Source organism: Pseudomonas fluorescens NCIMB 11764 (genome assembly GCF_000293885.2).
GTDB classification, from domain to species: domain Bacteria; phylum Pseudomonadota; class Gammaproteobacteria; order Pseudomonadales; family Pseudomonadaceae; genus Aquipseudomonas; species Aquipseudomonas fluorescens_B.
Genome location: NZ_CP010945.1, coordinates 2,158,825 through 2,174,665, shown reverse-complemented (window position 1 = coordinate 2,174,665; position 15,841 = coordinate 2,158,825). Strand labels below are relative to the sequence as shown.

The 15,841-nt window shown below is 59.7% G+C and carries 18 protein-coding genes; 8 read left to right on the top strand and 10 right to left on the bottom strand.

Annotated features, from left to right (window positions below):
- Nucleotides 1-8 precede the first annotated feature (8 nt).
- From algW to B723_RS09815, 3 genes are all read left to right on the top strand, one after another.
- Nucleotides 9-1,169 (top strand): Do family serine endopeptidase AlgW, encoded by a 1,161-nt coding sequence (gene algW / locus B723_RS09825; protein ID WP_017336556.1) that lies wholly within the window; start codon nt 9-11, stop codon nt 1,167-1,169.
- Between the two features lie 87 nt (nt 1,170-1,256).
- Nucleotides 1,257-3,362, top strand: a complete 2,106-nt coding sequence (locus B723_RS09820; RefSeq protein WP_017336555.1) for a TonB-dependent siderophore receptor — start codon at nt 1,257-1,259, stop codon at nt 3,360-3,362.
- 12 nt (nt 3,363-3,374) lie between these two features.
- Nucleotides 3,375-4,094 (top strand): DUF4198 domain-containing protein, encoded by a 720-nt coding sequence (locus B723_RS09815; protein ID WP_017336554.1) that lies wholly within the window; start codon nt 3,375-3,377, stop codon nt 4,092-4,094.
- Nucleotides 4,095-4,214: 120 nt separating this feature from the next.
- Here the strand turns inward: B723_RS09815 and hisC are convergent, their stop codons facing one another.
- The 10 genes from hisC to B723_RS09765 form a co-directional block, all read right to left on the bottom strand.
- Nucleotides 4,215-5,267: a histidinol-phosphate transaminase gene (gene hisC / locus B723_RS09810; protein WP_017336553.1), complete on the bottom strand. Its 1,053-nt coding sequence runs from the start codon at nt 5,265-5,267 to the stop codon at nt 4,215-4,217.
- 2 nt (nt 5,268-5,269) lie between these two features.
- On the bottom strand, nt 5,270-6,607 hold the full coding sequence (hisD, locus tag B723_RS09805; protein ID WP_017336552.1) for a histidinol dehydrogenase: 1,338 nt from the start codon (nt 6,605-6,607) through the stop codon (nt 5,270-5,272).
- 125 nt (nt 6,608-6,732) lie between these two features.
- Nucleotides 6,733-7,368, bottom strand: coding sequence for an ATP phosphoribosyltransferase (gene hisG / locus B723_RS09800; RefSeq protein ID WP_007901570.1), 636 nt, complete (start codon nt 7,366-7,368; stop codon nt 6,733-6,735).
- Between the two features lie 170 nt (nt 7,369-7,538).
- Nucleotides 7,539-8,804: a UDP-N-acetylglucosamine 1-carboxyvinyltransferase gene (gene murA / locus B723_RS09795; RefSeq protein ID WP_017336551.1), complete on the bottom strand. Its 1,266-nt coding sequence runs from the start codon at nt 8,802-8,804 to the stop codon at nt 7,539-7,541.
- Between the two features lie 22 nt (nt 8,805-8,826).
- Nucleotides 8,827-9,066: a BolA family protein gene (locus B723_RS09790; RefSeq protein ID WP_007901566.1), complete on the bottom strand. Its 240-nt coding sequence runs from the start codon at nt 9,064-9,066 to the stop codon at nt 8,827-8,829.
- 113 nt (nt 9,067-9,179) lie between these two features.
- The gene (locus tag B723_RS09785; RefSeq protein ID WP_017336550.1) at nt 9,180-9,485 is read right to left on the bottom strand and encodes an STAS domain-containing protein; all 306 of its coding nucleotides are present in this window, start codon (nt 9,483-9,485) and stop codon (nt 9,180-9,182) included.
- Entirely contained in the window at nt 9,482-10,138 is a 657-nt protein-coding gene (locus tag B723_RS09780) for an MlaC/ttg2D family ABC transporter substrate-binding protein (protein ID WP_017336549.1), read from the bottom strand. The genes B723_RS09785 and B723_RS09780 overlap by 4 nt, the downstream gene beginning before the upstream one ends.
- A gap of 11 nt (nt 10,139-10,149) precedes the next feature.
- A complete protein-coding gene (mlaD, locus tag B723_RS09775; protein WP_017336548.1) occupies nt 10,150-10,617 on the bottom strand; it encodes an outer membrane lipid asymmetry maintenance protein MlaD in 468 nt (155 codons plus the stop codon).
- On the bottom strand, nt 10,617-11,414 hold the full coding sequence (gene mlaE / locus B723_RS09770) for a lipid asymmetry maintenance ABC transporter permease subunit MlaE (protein ID WP_017336547.1): 798 nt from the start codon (nt 11,412-11,414) through the stop codon (nt 10,617-10,619). The genes mlaD and mlaE overlap by 1 nt, the downstream gene beginning before the upstream one ends.
- Nucleotides 11,414-12,223 carry an ATP-binding cassette domain-containing protein gene (locus B723_RS09765; RefSeq protein ID WP_017336546.1) on the bottom strand — a complete coding sequence of 270 codons (810 nt, stop codon included), beginning with the start codon at nt 12,221-12,223 and terminating at the stop codon, nt 11,414-11,416. The genes mlaE and B723_RS09765 overlap by 1 nt, the downstream gene beginning before the upstream one ends.
- A 275-nt stretch (nt 12,224-12,498) precedes the next feature.
- Between B723_RS09765 and B723_RS09760 the strand changes: the two genes are divergently transcribed.
- The 5 genes from B723_RS09760 to lptB are packed head-to-tail and all read left to right on the top strand — an operon-like array spanning nt 12,499 to nt 15,837.
- Nucleotides 12,499-13,473 (top strand): KpsF/GutQ family sugar-phosphate isomerase, encoded by a 975-nt coding sequence (locus tag B723_RS09760; RefSeq protein WP_017336545.1) that lies wholly within the window; start codon nt 12,499-12,501, stop codon nt 13,471-13,473.
- Nucleotides 13,473-13,997, top strand: coding sequence for a KdsC family phosphatase (locus tag B723_RS09755; protein ID WP_017336544.1), 525 nt, complete (start codon nt 13,473-13,475; stop codon nt 13,995-13,997). The genes B723_RS09760 and B723_RS09755 overlap by 1 nt, the downstream gene beginning before the upstream one ends.
- A gap of 7 nt (nt 13,998-14,004) precedes the next feature.
- On the top strand, nt 14,005-14,577 hold the full coding sequence (gene lptC, locus B723_RS09750) for an LPS export ABC transporter periplasmic protein LptC (RefSeq protein WP_017336543.1): 573 nt from the start codon (nt 14,005-14,007) through the stop codon (nt 14,575-14,577).
- Entirely contained in the window at nt 14,564-15,112 is a 549-nt protein-coding gene (lptA, locus tag B723_RS09745) for a lipopolysaccharide transport periplasmic protein LptA (RefSeq protein WP_017336542.1), read from the top strand. Before lptC ends, lptA begins: the two co-directional genes overlap by 14 nt.
- Nucleotides 15,112-15,837: an LPS export ABC transporter ATP-binding protein gene (lptB, locus tag B723_RS09740; protein ID WP_017336541.1), complete on the top strand. Its 726-nt coding sequence runs from the start codon at nt 15,112-15,114 to the stop codon at nt 15,835-15,837. Before lptA ends, lptB begins: the two co-directional genes overlap by 1 nt.
- Nucleotides 15,838-15,841 lie beyond the last annotated feature (4 nt).

Here is a 15,841-nt window from a genome sequence, read left to right as displayed (position 1 = left end):
CGTGCTTAATGCTCAAAGCGCTGCGTTTTTCCGGCTGGCCGCTGTTGGCCGGCGTGCTTATCGCTCTGTTGATCATCCAGCGTTACCCGCAGTGGGTCGGGCTTCCGAGCCTCGACGTCAACCTGCAGCAAGCCCCGCAAACCACCACGATGCAGCAAGGTCCGGTGTCGTATGCCGATGCGGTCACCATCGCCGCGCCGTCGGTGGTGAACCTGTACACCACCAAGGTCATCAACAAGCCGAACCATCCGCTGTTCGAAGACCCGCAGTTCCGCCGCTTCTTCGGCGACAATGCGCCCAAGCAGAAGCGCATGGAATCGAGCCTCGGCTCCGGCGTGATCATGAGCCCGGAAGGTTATCTGCTGACCAACAACCATGTGACCAGCGGTGCTGACCAGATCGTGGTCGCATTGAAGGACGGCCGTGAAACCCTGGCCCGCGTCATCGGCAGCGACCCGGAAACCGACCTCGCGGTCCTGAAGATCGATCTGAAAAACCTGCCGTCGATCACCGTCGGTCGCTCCGACAACATCCGCATCGGCGACGTGGCCCTGGCCATCGGCAACCCGTTCGGCGTCGGCCAGACCGTAACCATGGGCATCATCAGCGCCACCGGCCGTAACCAGCTGGGCCTGAACAACTACGAAGACTTCATCCAGACCGACGCCGCGATCAACCCCGGCAACTCCGGCGGCGCACTGGTGGACGCCAACGGCAACCTGACCGGCATCAATACCGCGATCTTCTCCAAGTCCGGCGGCTCCCAAGGCATCGGTTTCGCGATCCCGGTGAAGCTGGCGATGGAAGTGATGAAGTCGATCATCGAACACGGCCAGGTGATTCGCGGCTGGCTGGGTATTGAAGTGCAGCCGTTGTCGCAGGAACTGGCGGAGTCGTTTGGTCTGTCGGGGCGTCCGGGCATTGTGGTCGCGGGTATTTTCCGTGACGGTCCGGCGCAGAAGGCCGGTTTGCAATTGGGTGACGTGATTCTGGCCATCGATGGCGAACCGGCGGGCGATGGTCGTCGCTCGATGAATCAGGTCGCACGCATCAAGCCGACCGACAAAGTCACGATTCAGGTGATGCGCAACGGCAAAGAGCTGAAGCTGACGGCGGAAATCGGCCTGCGTCCGCCACCCGCACCCGCGAAGGAAAAAGAAGAGGAATAAGCGCTAGCCCGAGTGATTCGGGCTAACAGCATACATTCTCATTAGACATGTTATATTGTTTCAATATCACTATTGGAACAACATAACATGTCGTCTCGAACAATGGTTTCTGTGGCAGGTCTTGCCTTTGGCCTGCTCGCAGATCCGGTCTTCGCCGAAGACTCCAGCCCGCTCGAACTGGACGCCATCAGCGTCACCTCCGACTATGAATCCCCCACAGGCCCGGTCAAAGGCTACCGCGCCACCCGTTCATCCAGCGCGACTAAAACCGACACGGCCCTTCGCGACATCCCGCAATCCATCAGCGTGATACCCGCCAGCGTGCTCAAGGACCTCGGCAGCAGCAGCGTCGAGCGCGCATTGGACTTTGCCGGCGGCGTGTCGAAGCAGAACAATTTCGGCGGCCTGACGCTTTACGAATACAGCGTGCGAGGCTTCACCACCTCCGAGTTCTACAAGGACGGCTTCAGTGCCAACCGTGGTTACCCGAGCACACCGGACGTGGCCAACATCGAGCGCATCGAAGTGCTCAAAGGTCCGGCCGCCAGCCTTTATGGCCGTGGTGATCCGGGTGGTACGGTCAACATCGTCACCAAGAAACCCCAACCCGAAGCATTCACCACCCTGCAAACCAGCGCTGGCAGTTGGGATCGCTATCGCACCGCCCTCGACGTCAACACGCCGCTGGATGACGACGCCAACGTGCTGTCGCGAATCAACCTGGCCGTTGAGGACAACCACAGCTTCCGCGATCACGTCGACAGCCAGCGAGTGTTTGTCGCGCCCTCCTTCAGTTGGCAACTGAACCCGGACACCAGCCTCTTGGTGGAAAGCGAATTCGTCCGTCACAGCTCCACGTTCGATCGCGGCATCGTCGCGCCGAATAACAAATGGAGTGGCGTGTCCCGTTCGACGTTCCTTGGCGAACCCAATGACGGCAACATCGACAACCACAACAATCTGCTGCAAGCAGCCCTCGAACACCACCTCAATGACAACTGGAAGCTGCGTCTGGCCAGCCATTACAAGGAAGGCAAACTCTGGGGCTACGCTTCCGAAAGTCGCCCGCTGAATGCCGACGGCCACACTGTGAATCGGCGTTATCGCGAGCGCGACACAAACTGGCACGACAGCATCACCCAACTCGAATTGCGCGGTCTGTTCGACCTGGGCAGTTGGCAGCACGAACTGCTGATTGGCAGCGAGTATGAAAACTTCCGCAAGGACGAACGGGTCACGACCATTGCCGGCGGCCCCTACGCTATCGACATTTATCAGCCCGTCTACGGTCAGCCGAAACCTAACGGCAAGCGCTCCGGCACCGACCTCTTTGAACACGTCGAAAGCCGGGCGCTGAACCTGCAGGACCAGATTGTCTTTACCGACAAACTGCGCGGCATGCTCGGTGCACGCTTCGAACATTTCGAGCAAAGCATCGACGATCACAGCCGCGGAGCCACCAGCCGCCAGAGCCACGACGCACTGACCCAACGGGCCGGCCTGCTTTATCAGCTGACACCCGAAGTCGGGCTGTTCGCCAACGCCTCCACCTCGTTCAAGCCGAACAACGGCCTGGACGCTGGCGGCCAATCCTTCGACCCGGAAGAAGGCGTCGGTTACGAAGTCGGGATCAAGAGCGAGCTGTTCGACGACCGCTTGAGCACCACCCTCGCCGCCTTCCATATTGAAAAGGAAAACGTCCTTGCACTTGACCCGGGCACGGACACCAGCCGCGCCATGGGCAAGGCCCGTAGCCAGGGATTCGACCTGCAAGTCACCGGGCAAGTGACCGACGCCGTGCGGGTGATCGGTGCCTTCGCCTACATCGACGCCGAGGTCACCGAGGGCGACAAGGTAATTCCCACCGGCAGCCGAATCCTTGGCGTCGCCAAGCGCAGCGGCAGCCTGCTGGGCGTTTATGAATTTCAGGATGGCCGTTTGCGCGGTTCAGACCTCGGCGCGGCATTCACTTATGTCGGCGATCGCTCGGGTGAAGCCGGCACTGATTTTGAACTGCCGGCTTACCACACCGTTGACCTGCTGGCCCATTACAAGGCCACCGAAACCGTCACCGTGGGCCTGAACCTGAACAACCTTTTCGACGAGAAATACTTCGAGCGCTCTTACAGCAACTACTGGGTCAATCCCGGCGAACCCCGCAACTTCACCGTCAGCCTGACACTCGAACTTTAAAAGGACGTCACCATGCACCCTATCAAACCCATGGCACTGCTCGGCTTGCTCTTCGCCACCGAGGTCTCGGCCCATGGCCTGTGGACCGAAGAACGCCGCGGCAACATCGAAGTGGTTTACGGCCACGGCGCCGAGGACAACGCCTTCAAACCGCAAAAAATCAGCGGCGCCTGGGCGTATGACGCCAGCGGCAAAATGATCCCGGTGACCGTGCAACGACTCGCTGACCACGCACGCCTGCAACCGCTGAAGCCGCCTGCCGTGATGGCGGTGGCGCTGGACAACGGCATGTGGTCGCAAACGGCGGATAAAAAATGGATCAACGAAGGACGCAGCAAAGTACCGGGCGCAATCGAGTCGACCCAGACGTTCAAATACAGTCTGGCTATCTACCAACCGGGGGCGAAATTGCCGTCACTTGATCAGATGAAGCTGCTGATTTTGCCGGAGGTTGATCCGCTGACGGTCGGCCCGGGCAAATCGTTGCCGGTCCGCGTGCTACTGGATGGCAAACCTGTGGCGGGGGTGAAGTTGACGGGCGATTACCGCAGCGCGCCGAATACGTTGAGCACGGAAACCGACGCCCAGGGGCGGGCGCAAGTGTTGGTGCGTAATGAAGGGTTGAATGTGATTGCCGCGCAGGTGGAAGTCCCGGTGAAGGACAGCCCTGACGTGAATAGTCGGGGATTGTTCAGTTCGCTGACGTTCCTGGGCGAGCCACATCACGAGTAAGGCGCCGACTCTGCGGTGAATCTTTCGCCGACAAGCCAGCTCCAGCAGGATTTGTATCGATCACGGGCGTTGTAGTCGATACGATTCTCTGTAGGAGCCGGCTTGCCAGCGAAAGCTGGTTTACAGGTCGCCGAGCCCGTCGATCAGTGCCTGATTCTGTTCCGGCGTGCCGATGGAAATCCGCAGGAACTGGGCAATCCGCTCCTGCTTGAAGTGCCGAACGATAACGCCCTGCTCGCGCAGCTTCGCCGCCAGCCCCGCCGCATCGTGCTGCGGATGACGGGCGAAAATGAAGTTCGCCGCCGACGGCAGCACCTCAAAGCCTTTCCCCTGCAACTGCGAGATCACCCATTCACGGTGTTCGATCACCAGGCGACACGTCTTGTCGAAGTACTCTCGATCATCGAACGCTGCCGCAGCACCGACATTCGCCATGCGATCCAGCGGGTATGAGTTGAAGCTGTTCTTGATTCGCTCCAGCGCCTCGATCAAATCCGGATGTCCGACCGCCAGACCTACCCGAAGACCGGCCAGTGAACGGGACTTGGACAAGGTCTGAGTCACCAGCAGATTCGGATAGCGGTCGACCAGACTGATCGCCGTTTCGCCACCGAAGTCGATGTAAGCCTCGTCCACCACGACCACCGAATCCGGGCTCGCCTTGAGGATCTGCTCAACCGCGTCCAGCGCCAGCAGGCAACCGGTCGGGGCGTTCGGGTTGGGGAAAATGATCCCGCCGTTTGGCTTGGCATAGTCCGCCGGGTTGATCCGGAACTGCGCGTCCAGCGGCACCGCGTCGAACGTGATGCCATACAAGCCGCAGTAAACCGGGTAGAAGCTGTAGCTGATGTCCGGGAACAGCAACGGTTTATCGTGTTGCAGCAAACCGTGAAAGATGTGCGCCAGGACTTCATCGGAACCGTTGCCGAGGAACACCTGATTGCCCTGCACGCCGTAATACCGGGCGACTGCTTGCTTGAGCACATCACTATTCGGGTCCGGGTACAGACGCAGGTTGTCATTCAGTTCGGCCTGCATCGCCGCCAAGGCTTTGGGCGACGGGCCGTACGGGTTTTCGTTGGTGTTGAGCTTCACCAGTTTCGTCAGCTTCGGCTGCTCGCCCGGCACGTAAGGCACCAGATTCTTGACGAACGGGCTCCAGAATTTACTCATGCTCAGTTCCCCTGCCCTTGTGGAAAGTCTTCGTCAACGATGCGGTATTCGGCGCTGCGGGCGTGGGCGGTCAGCGACTCGCCACGGGCCAGCACGGAAGCAGTCTTGCCCAGTTCGGACGCACCCTGCTCGGAGCAGAAGATGATCGACGAGCGCTTCTGGAAGTCGTACACGCCCAGCGGCGACGAGAAGCGTGCGGTGCCAGAGGTCGGCAGCACGTGGTTCGGGCCGGCGCAGTAGTCGCCCAGGGCCTCGGAGGTGTGGCGCCCCATGAAGATCGCGCCCGCGTGACGGATCTGCGGCAACCAGGCTTGCGGGTCTGCCACCGACAACTCCAGGTGCTCCGGTGCAATGCGGTTGGCCACTTCGATCGCCTGTTCCATGTCGCGCACCTTGATCAGTGCACCACGGCCATTGATCGAAGTTTCGATGATCTCGGCACGCTCCATGGTCGGCAGCAGTTTGGCGATGCTGGCAGCGACCTGGTCGAGGAACTCGGCGTCCGGGCTGACCAGAATCGCCTGGGCGTCTTCGTCGTGTTCGGCCTGGGAAAACAGGTCCATGGCGATCCAGTCCGGATCCGTCTTGCCGTCACACACCACAAGGATTTCCGATGGCCCGGCGATCATGTCGATGCCGACCTGGCCAAATACATGGCGCTTGGCGGTGGCGACATAGATGTTGCCCGGGCCGACCACCTTGTCGACCTTCGGCACGCTTTCAGTGCCGTAAGCCAGAGCGGCGACGGCTTGTGCGCCACCGATAGTGAAGACGCGGTCAACGCCGGCGATGCAGGCGGCGGCCAGCACCAGCTCATTGATTTCACCGCGCGGGGTCGGTACGACCATGACCACTTCGGTCACACCGGCAACCTTGGCCGGAATCGCGTTCATCAGCACGGACGACGGGTAAGACGCCTTGCCGCCAGGCACGTACAGACCGGCGCGATCCAGCGGCGTGACCTTTTGGCCCAGCACGGTACCGTCGGCTTCGGTGTAGCTCCAGGAGTCCTGTTTTTGCTTCTCGTGGTAGCTGCGCACGCGGGTCGCGGCTTTTTCCAGGGCTTCGCGCTGAGGTACGGTGATTCGGGTCAGGGCCAGTTCCAGGCGTTCGCGCGGCAGGATCAGGTCGGCCATCGAGGCGACGTCCAGACCGTCGAACTGCCGGGTGAACTCCACCAGCGCCGCATCGCCACGCTCACGCACGGCTTTGATGATGTCCAGCACCCGCTGATTGACCGAGTCGTCAGACACACTTTCCCAGCTCAGCAGATGATCCAGATGATGCGCGAAATCCGGATCAGCAGCGTTGAGTCGGCGAATTGCAGTCAGTGCGGTCATAGCGAGAGCCTCATAGGAATGGCAAAAACTCAGGCGCCCTAACTTAGCAGTCGTTTCCGCTTGGGCACCTGAGATTCTGGCTATGAGGCGGATAGACGGGCGCGACTCAAAGTCGCGCAGGTGAATCAGCCGCGGTGTCGAGACTCCACTGCCTTGCGCAGGGTGTCGATCAACGCCTGGATACGGGCGTGCTGCATTTTCATCGAAGCTTTGTTGACGATCAGCCGGGAGCTGATGTCGGCAATGAAGTCCTGGGGTTCCAGACCATTGGCGCGCAGCGTATTGCCAGTGTCGACCACGTCGATGATCTTGTCCGCCAGACCGATCAGCGGCGCCAGTTCCATCGAGCCGTAAAGCTTGATGATGTCGACCTGACGACCCTGTTCGGCGTAATAGCGCTTGGCAACGTTGACGAATTTGGTTGCCACGCGCAGACGGCCCTTGGGCTCGACATCGCCGACACGGCCAGCGGTCATCAGCTTGCAAAGAGCAATGCGCAGGTCCAAAGGCTCGTACAGGCCCTGGCCACCGTATTCCATCAGCACATCTTTACCGGCGACGCCCAGGTCGGCGGCACCATGCTCGACGTAAGTCGGCACGTCGGTGGCACGCACGATCAGCAGGCGCACATCAGCCTGGGTCGTGGGGATGATCAGCTTGCGGCTCTTGTCCGGATTCTCGGTCGGCACGATGCCCGCTTCAGCCAGAAGCGGCAGGGTGTCGTCAAGGATGCGGCCCTTGGACAGTGCGATGGTCAACATGGGAAACGTCAGTCCTTATCAAGGTACGTGCCCGGTCACAAATGGCGCCGGACACACATCGAGGGCGGAGACCCCCGACTTGAAACGAATTCATCCATGTGGCGCAACAGCTACTGCGCTCTGCTGTTACACCACATGTGGGCACATCCTTATGCCCATGCAGCAAAAAACTAGCCCGGTACGCGACGGATCTTGGCGCCGAGCATCTGCAGTTTCTCTTCGATGCACTCATAACCACGGTCGATGTGGTAGATGCGGTCGATCAGGGTGTCGCCTTCAGCGATCAGCGCCGAGATCACCAGGCTGGCCGATGCACGCAGGTCGGTGGCCATGACTGGCGCGCCTTTCAGCTTCTCGGTGCCGGTGACGATGGCGGTGTTGCCTTCGACCTGGATCTTGGCGCCCATGCGGTGCAGTTCGTACACGTGCATGAAACGGTTTTCGAAGATCGTCTCGATCACGGCACCAGTGCCTTCGGCAATGGCGTTGAGCGAGATGAACTGCGCTTGCATGTCAGTCGGGAACGCCGGGTACGGAGCGGTACGCACGTTGACGGCTTTTGGCCGCTTGCCGTGCATGTTCAGCTCGATCCAGTCTTCGCCGCAGGTGATTTCGGCACCCGACTCGCGGAGTTTTTCCAGGACGGCTTCGAGGATGGTCGGATCCGTGTCCTTGACCTTCACGCGACCGCCGGTCACGGCGGCAGCCACCAGGTAGGTGCCGGTTTCGATACGGTCGGGCATCACTTTGTAAGTGGTGGTGTGCAGACGCTCGACGCCATCGATGGTGATGGTGTCGGTGCCGGCGCCAGTGATCTTGGCACCCATGGCGATCAGGAAGTTCGCCAGGTCGACGACTTCAGGCTCGCGTGCGGCGTTGGCCAGAACGCTGCGGCCCTTGGCCAGAGCGGCGGCCATCATGATGTTTTCGGTACCGGTCACGCTGACGGTGTCGAAGAAGAAGTGCGCACCGCGCAGGCCGCCTTCAGGGGCCTTGGCCTTGATGTAGCCGCCTTCGACGTCGATGACCGCGCCCATGGCTTCAAGACCCCGGATGTGCAGGTCCACCGGACGCGAACCGATGGCGCAACCGCCAGGCAGCGCGACTTCGGCTTCACCGAAACGGGCAACCATCGGGCCCAGTACCAGGATCGACGCACGCATGGTTTTCACCAGTTCGTACGGGGCGATCAGGGTCTTGATGGTGCGCGGGTCGATTTCGACGCTCAGTTTCTCGTCGATCACCGGCTCGATGCCCATGCGACCGAACAGCTCGATCATGGTGGTGATGTCATGCAGGTGCGGCAGGTTGGCAACGGTAACCGGGCCATCGCACAGCAAGGTGGCAGCCAGGATCGGCAGGGCAGAGTTCTTCGCCCCGGAAATGCGGATCTCGCCATCAAGACGAGCGCCACCGGTAATAATCAATTTATCCATAAGAATCTCGACGCCCTTGGGCTCAGGTGCGCTCGGCCCAGGCCGCGCTGCTGAAAAATTTCATAGTGACCGCATGGATGCTGCCATCGGTGATCCATGGGTTCAAATGGGCATAGACCTGCTGCTGACGCTTCACCGGGCTCAACGCCGCCAGTTCATCGCTAATCACGTTCAGCTGGAAATTGCAGCCTTCGCCTTCAACTTCCACCTTGGTGTTTGGCAGCTTTCCTTCAAGGAAGCTCTTCACTTCTACGGCCTGCATGCTCAACCTCAATCGGCGCCCTGTGCGCGCGGGTCGGACATCATACAAAAAAGCCCCGCGCCTGCGAACCCCGCGAAGCAGGACTCTGACGGGGGGCTTTCCTATCGATGCGGTTAGGGATGCGCCAACAGCTCGGTCAATTCACTGACCTGAGCAATTTCGCGCATGTCTTCGGGCATTGCACGGATGCTCAGCGGCTTGCCGGCCTCCTGCGCATCACGCATGAAACACAGCAGCAGCGACAAGCCGACACTGCTGGACTTCAACACCGCCGAACAATCCACCACCAAGGCGGCGGCCTTGCTGGCCTTGATCAGCGCCTGGCCCTGCTTGCGCAGGCCCGGGCCGGTGCGGTAGTCGAGCATGCCGCTGAGCATCAGCTCGCCGGATTCGCTCATGCGAATGGCCGATACACTCATTGGGCTTGCTTCTCAGGCGTTTGCTTCTCGCTGGCTTCCTTGGCTTTGGCGACTTCACCGGCCCAACCATTGATGGTCTTGTCCAGGTCGTTGCCATTGCGCTGCATCGCATCGGCGAACTGATCGCGGAACAGCTTGCCGATGTTGATGCCATTGATGATCACGTTGCGCAACTTCCACTCGCCACTGATCTTTTCGAGCGTGTAGGACACAGGATAGATCGCGCCGTTGCTGCCCTTGACCGTCATGCCAACGCTGGTGCGGTCTCCCGACTCATCCTTGGCAGGGTCGACGACGATGCCCTGATTGTTGTACTCGAGCAAGGCGTTGCCATAGAACTGGAACAGGCCCTTCTTGAAGTTTTCTTCAAAGGCCTTCATCTGCGCAGGCGTGGCCTTGCGCGAATACTTGACCGTCATGATGCTCTTGGAAATGCCCTCGGCATCTACCACAGGGCCGACGATGGTATTCAGCGCCGTGTAAAAGTCCTGCGGATCCTGCTTGTACTTCTCTTTGTTGGCTGAAAGATCCGCCAACAACCGGGTCGTGGTGTCCTGTACCAGATCGTGCGCGGAAGGCGCCGCCACGGCGTTAGCCATCAACGGCAGGGCCGCGAGTAATACCAACAGGCCACGTCGCAAGGTAGAGATCATTCAAAAGCTCCTCATTTGGCGTCTTTGCTAACGGTATTGAGCAGGAATTTACCGATCAGGTCCTCGAGCACCAGCGACGACTGGGTGTCATGGATGGTTCCACCATCCTTGAGCAGGCCTTCTTCGCCGCCCACGCTGATACCGATGTATTTCTCGCCCAACAGGCCAGCAGTCAGAATAGATGCAGTGGAGTCAGTCGGCAGGTTATCCACGCGCTTTTCCAATTGCATCGTCACCCGACCGGTGAAACTGTCGCGGTCCAGATCGATCGCCGTGACCTTGCCGATGGTCACACCGGCCATGGTCACTTTAGCTCTGACCGTCAAACCGGCGATATTGTCGAAATAGGCATAAAGTTTATACGTATCGGTGGTTGAGCTCGGGGACAGGCCACTCACCCGCAACGCCAGCAACAGCAAAGCCAGGATGCCAGCCAGCAAGAAAAGGCCGACACCGATTTCCAGGGTGCGGTTTTGCATCAGAAATCTCCAAACATCAAGGCGGTCAGAATAAAGTCCAGGCCGAGTACAGCCAACGAGGCATACACAACGGTCTTGGTAGTGGCACGACTGATCCCCTCGGAGGTGGGCTCGCAGTCATAGCCTTGGAATACGGCGATCCAGGTCACGACAAAGGCGAAGACGATACTTTTGATGATGCCGTTGAGCACATCGTCAGTGAACGTCACGCTGTTCTGCATGTTGGACCAGTAGGAACCTTCATAGACACCCAGCCAGTCGACGGCCACCCAAGAACCGCCCCAGATACCCACCACGCTGAAAATCATCGCCAGCACCGGCAGGGAAATGAAGCCGGCCCACAGGCGCGGGGCAATGATGTACTTGAGCGGGTCGACACCAATCATTTCCAGACTGGAGAGCTGCTCGGTGGATTTCATGTTGCCGATTTCAGCCGTCAGGGCCGAACCGGCGCGTCCGGCGAACAGCAATGCAGTGACCACAGGGCCCAGTTCGCGCAGCAAGGTCAGGGCAACCATCTGCCCGACCGCCTGCTCCGAACCGTAGCTGGACAGAATATTGAACCCTTGCAGCGCCAGCACCATGCCGATGAACACCCCGGAGACCACAATGATCACCAGGGACATCACGCCCACCGAATGCAGCTGCTTGATCAGCAGGCCGAAACCGCCGCCGATGCCGCCACGGCCGAGCAAGGCATGGAACAGAAAGATCGCCGAACGGCCGAACACCGCCATCACATCGATGCCGCCGTGACCGAAACGACGTACGCGTTCTAATAGTGAAATCTTGCGCATCAACGCTTCCCCAGAAGATCTGCGCGGTAATCCGTCGCTGGAAAGTGGTATGCGACCGGACCGTCGGGATCGCCGGTCATGAATTGACGAATACGCGGCTCCTGCGAATTCATCAGCTCCTCGGGAGTGCCCTGCCCCAACACTTGCCCATCGCCCACCACATAAATGTAATCGGCAATGCTGGCCGTCTCGGCCAGATCGTGGGAAACCACGATACTGGTGATACCCAGCGCATCGTTGAGCAAACGGATCAGGCGCACCAACACGCCCATCGCGATAGGGTCCTGGCCGACGAAGGGTTCGTCATACATGAGAATCTGCGGATCAAGGGCAATCGCCCGCGCCAGCGCGACACGGCGCTTCATGCCGCCGGACAGCTCGTCAGGCATCAGGTCGATGGCGCCACGCAGGCCCACGGCCTGTAATTTGAGCAGGACGATGTCCCGGATCATTTCTTCCGGAAGCTCGGTATGAACGCGCAGGGGAAAGGCAACGTTCTCGAACACGTCGAGATCGGTAAACAGTGCGCCACTCTGAAACAGCACGCCCATGTGTTTACGCGCATCGAACAAATCACTGCGCGACAGTTTCGGCAGGTTCTGACCGTTGACCCAGACTTCGCCCTTGGTCGGACGCAATTGGGCGCCCATCAAACGCAACAGTGTGGTCTTGCCACACCCGGAAGGCCCCATGATGCCGGTGACCTTGCCGCGCGGAATACGGATATCGACGTTATTGAAAATGCTGCGCGCACCGCGCTTGAAGGTCAGTCCCTTCAGCTCGACCGCGTAGGCGTTATCGGCACTCATCTAAACTCCTTGCGATGCAGCCTCTCACTCGGACGCCTGACTTCCTTGCGAAAGCACATACCTCCCGGGCAGGCCGAACTGGCGGCGAACTATATCACTGCAAAGGCCAAGCGCCCAAGGGCCAAGCCTGGCCTTGTTCAGCAACCTGAGCGGTAAAAAGCTTTATTTAGAGGGATTCGGTAACAGGGAATGTCAAAGCGCGACGAACTTGCGTGAGGGTTTCGATCATTACCGCTATAATCGCCGCCTTTTCATCAGGCTATACGATTTCTGACATGAGCCAATCCAGCGACCTGATTCAATCAGCACAACGCACCATCCGCCTCGAACTGGAAGCCGTACAAGGCTTGCTGCCCCATATCGACGCAGATTTCGTACGCGCTTGCGAGATGATTCTGGCCAGCAAAGGCCGCGTAGTCGTGGTCGGCATGGGCAAATCCGGACATATCGGCAACAAGATTGCCGCTACCCTGGCCAGCACCGGCACCACGGCTTTCTTCGTGCACCCGGCCGAAGCCAGCCACGGCGACATGGGCATGATCACCCGTGACGACATCATCCTGGCCCTGTCGAACTCCGGTTCCACCAATGAAATCGTCACCCTGCTGCCGTTGATCAAACGCCTGGGCATCAAGTTGATCAGCGTGACCGGCAACCCCGACTCTCCGCTGGCCAAGGCCGCCGAAGTCAATCTCAACGTGCATGTCGAACACGAAGCCTGTCCGCTGAACCTGGCGCCGACATCGTCGACCACTGCCGCCCTGGTCATGGGCGACGCCCTGGCCGTTGCGCTGCTCGAAGCCCGCGGCTTTACCGCTGAAGACTTTGCCTTTTCCCACCCTGGTGGCGCCCTGGGCCGACGCCTGCTGTTGAAAGTGGAAAACGTCATGCATGCCGGGCAGGAACTGCCGCAAGTCCAGCGCGGCACACTGCTCAAGGACGCGCTGATGGAAATGACCCGCAAGGGCCTGGGCATGACCGTCATCCTGGAAGCCGACGGCACACTCGCCGGGATCTTCACCGACGGCGATTTGCGTCGCACCCTGGATCGCAGCATCGATATTCACAGCGCGACGATCGACCAGGTCATGACCGCCCACGGCAAGACTGCCCGCGCCGAGATGCTCGCCGCCGAGGCCCTGAAAATCATGGAAGACCATAAAATCAACGCACTGGTCGTGGTCGACAGCGAAGACCGTCCGGTCGGCGCCTTGAACATGCACGACTTGCTGCGTGCGGGAGTAATGTAATGAGCACGGACCTGCTGCAACGCGGCAAACAGATCAAACTGGCCGTCTTCGACGTCGATGGCGTCCTGACCGACGGGCGTTTGTACTTCCTTGAAGACGGCAGCGAATTCAAGACCTTCAACACGCTCGACGGCCAGGGTATCAAGATGTTGATGGCAGCCGGCGTACAGACCGCTATCATCAGCGGCCGCAAGACACCGGTGGTCGAGCGACGGGCAAAGAACCTCGGCATTCCCCACCTGTATCAGGGGCGCGAAGATAAACTGGTGGTGCTGGACGAACTTCTCGCCCAACTCAACCTAAGCTATGAGCAAGTCGCCTACCTCGGTGACGACCTGCCAGACCTGCCGGTGATTCGCCGCGTAGGCCTGGGCATGGCGGTGGCCAATGCCGCCGGCTTCGTGCGTGAACACGCCCATGGCATCACCCAGGCCCGTGGTGGCGAGGGTGCCGCCCGCGAATTCTGCGAATTGATCCTGCGCGCCCAGGGCCGCCTCGATGCGGCCAACGCCGCGTACCTGTGAGCCAACTATGCTGAGCAAGAAATTTCGCAACATCCTGGTGTTCGGTTGCATCGCAGCAATTTTTGCGGCGGTCGGCTACTGGAACATCAGCCCGGAACGCTTCCTCGACCAGCCGGTGGCAAAGGTCGATGAAAGCGCGATCGACTATTACGCACTCAACGCCCACAGCGTGCAGTACCTGCCGGACGGCAAACTGCAGTACGAAATGACGTCGGACAAGGTTGAACACCTGAAGGCGACCGAAGTGACGCTGTTGACCAATCCGGACCTGAACCTGTTCCGCGGCACCCAATTCCCCTGGCACGTCCAGAGCGAACACGGTGAAGTCAATCCGGATGGCACCCAGGTCGAGCTGATCGACTCGGTGCGCATCACCCGTTTCGACGAGAAAAACCGCAAGACCCTGATTACCACCACCCGCATGACAGTGTTCCCGCAGCAGCAATATGCGCAGACCGATCAACCCGTTAGAATCGACGGCGCTGGTGGTGTCTCGACTGGCAAGGGAATGAAAGCGTATTTGAAAGAAAGCAGGATACACCTGCTATCGAACGTAAGAGGACAGTATGAGGCTCGTTAAAACTCTCCCTATTTTGCTCGGTCTGGGCGCAGCACTGGGAAGCGTGAGCGCCTGGGCTCTGCCGAACGATCAACAGCAGCCTATCCGCATTCAGGCCGACGACGCCCAACTGGACGACAAGAATGGCGTTGCCACCTACACCGGCGATGTGATCATTACCCAGGGCTCGATGAAGGTTACCGGCAACAAGGTCACCATCACCCGCACCGCAGCCGGCGACATTGACGTCGTGACTTCGGTGGGCAACCTGGCCTACTTCGAGCAGTTGCAGACCGCTGGCGACACCAAACCAGTTCAGGGTTACGGCGTGACTATCCAGTACCACGCCTCCCAAGACCGCGTCGTGCTGATCGATAAGGCGAAAGTCATCGACAAGGACGGCAACGTTACCCAAGGCGAGAAAATCGTCTACGACACCAATAAAAAGCTCGCCAGCGCCGGCCGTGCCACAGGCACCAACGTGACCGAGTCGCGCCCGCGGATCGACATGGTGATCCAGCCGAAAAAGAAAACCGAAGAGCAAAAGGCCCCGTAATGGCAACTCTGAAAGCTCAGCATCTGGCCAAGAGCTACAAGAGCCGCCAGGTCGTGCGCGACGTCAGCCTGTCCATCGACAGCGGTCAGATCGTCGGCCTGCTTGGTCCTAACGGCGCCGGCAAGACCACCTGCTTCTACATGATCGTCGGCCTGGTCCAGGCCGATCAGGGCCGCGTCCTGATCGACGATCTGGACGTCAGCCACCAGCCGATGCACGGTCGTGCGAAGGCCGGTATCGGCTATCTTCCACAAGAAGCGTCGATCTTCCGCAAACTCTCGGTTGCCGACAACATCATGGCAATCCTCGAGACCCGCAAGGAACTCGACAAGGCCGATCGCCGCAAAGAGCTGGAAAGCCTGCTGCAGGAATTCCACATCAGCCACATCCGGGACAACCTCGGCATGAGCCTGTCCGGTGGTGAACGCCGCCGCGTGGAAATCGCCCGTGCACTGGCAACCAACCCGAAATTCATCCTCCTCGACGAACCCTTCGCCGGTGTGGACCCGATTTCGGTGGGCGACATCAAGCAGATCATCTACCACCTCAAGGCCAAGGGCATTGGCGTGCTGATCACCGACCACAACGTCCGTGAGACCCTGGATATCTGCGAAACCGCCTACATCGTCAACGATGGCCAGCTGATCGCCGAAGGTGATTCTGCCACCATCCTGGCCAACGACCTCGTGAAAGAAGTCTATCTGGGCCATGAGTTCCGCCTGTAAGCAT

Bases quoted from the DNA above. Each gene is read 5' to 3' on its own strand.
- hisG (WP_007901570.1), bottom strand. From the start codon at position 7,368: ATGTTGACCATCGCACTGTCCAAGGGCCGCATCCTTGACGACACCCTG.
- hisD (WP_017336552.1), bottom strand. From the start codon at position 6,607: ATGACCGCACTGACTGCAATTCGCCGACTCAACGCTGCTGATCCGGAT.
- B723_RS09755 (WP_017336544.1), top strand. From the start codon at position 13,473: ATGAGCACGGACCTGCTGCAACGCGGCAAACAGATCAAACTGGCCGTC.
- B723_RS09780 (WP_017336549.1), bottom strand. From the start codon at position 10,138: ATGATCTCTACCTTGCGACGTGGCCTGTTGGTATTACTCGCGGCCCTG.
- algW (WP_017336556.1), top strand. From the start codon at position 9: ATGCTCAAAGCGCTGCGTTTTTCCGGCTGGCCGCTGTTGGCCGGCGTG.
- mlaD (WP_017336548.1), bottom strand. From the start codon at position 10,617: ATGCAAAACCGCACCCTGGAAATCGGTGTCGGCCTTTTCTTGCTGGCT.
- B723_RS09820 (WP_017336555.1), top strand. From the start codon at position 1,257: ATGTCGTCTCGAACAATGGTTTCTGTGGCAGGTCTTGCCTTTGGCCTG.
- mlaE (WP_017336547.1), bottom strand. From the start codon at position 11,414: ATGCGCAAGATTTCACTATTAGAACGCGTACGTCGTTTCGGTCACGGC.
- B723_RS09760 (WP_017336545.1), top strand. From the start codon at position 12,499: ATGAGCCAATCCAGCGACCTGATTCAATCAGCACAACGCACCATCCGC.
- B723_RS09815 (WP_017336554.1), top strand. From the start codon at position 3,375: ATGCACCCTATCAAACCCATGGCACTGCTCGGCTTGCTCTTCGCCACC.
- B723_RS09790 (WP_007901566.1), bottom strand. From the start codon at position 9,066: ATGCAGGCCGTAGAAGTGAAGAGCTTCCTTGAAGGAAAGCTGCCAAAC.
- lptC (WP_017336543.1), top strand. From the start codon at position 14,005: ATGCTGAGCAAGAAATTTCGCAACATCCTGGTGTTCGGTTGCATCGCA.
- B723_RS09785 (WP_017336550.1), bottom strand. From the start codon at position 9,485: ATGAGTGTATCGGCCATTCGCATGAGCGAATCCGGCGAGCTGATGCTC.
- lptA (WP_017336542.1), top strand. From the start codon at position 14,564: ATGAGGCTCGTTAAAACTCTCCCTATTTTGCTCGGTCTGGGCGCAGCA.
- B723_RS09765 (WP_017336546.1), bottom strand. From the start codon at position 12,223: ATGAGTGCCGATAACGCCTACGCGGTCGAGCTGAAGGGACTGACCTTC.
- lptB (WP_017336541.1), top strand. From the start codon at position 15,112: ATGGCAACTCTGAAAGCTCAGCATCTGGCCAAGAGCTACAAGAGCCGC.
- hisC (WP_017336553.1), bottom strand. From the start codon at position 5,267: ATGAGTAAATTCTGGAGCCCGTTCGTCAAGAATCTGGTGCCTTACGTG.
- murA (WP_017336551.1), bottom strand. From the start codon at position 8,804: ATGGATAAATTGATTATTACCGGTGGCGCTCGTCTTGATGGCGAGATC.